This window comes from Vibrio sp. 10N.222.49.C9, assembly GCF_041474985.1.
Taxonomy (GTDB): Bacteria; Pseudomonadota; Gammaproteobacteria; order Enterobacterales; family Vibrionaceae; genus Vibrio; species Vibrio crassostreae_C.
On record NZ_JBFRVD010000297.1, the window covers coordinates 1 to 248 of the forward strand.

The 248-nt window shown below is 51.6% G+C and carries 1 protein-coding gene; it reads left to right on the forward strand.

Annotation, left to right across the window (positions count from 1 at the left end):
* Positions 1–248: AMP-binding protein (locus AB4585_RS23215; protein ID WP_372171143.1), on the forward strand; the 248-nt coding region annotated here is incomplete at both ends.

Sequence of the window (248 nt, forward strand, 5' to 3'; positions counted from 1 at the left end):
CTTTATATGCCAATGATCCCTGAGGCCGCAATGGCGATGCTTGCCTGCGCCAGACTCGGTGCTATTCATTCTGTGGTGTTCGGCGGTTTTGCGCCTAATGAGTTAGCCGTGCGTATTGAGGATGCTGAACCAAAGGTGGTTTTGACCGCCTCCTGCGGCATCGAAGTGAACAAGGTGCTGGAGTATAAGCCCTTGGTGGATAAGGCGATCATGGATAGTCGCTGGAAGCCTTCAAATGTAGTGGTATT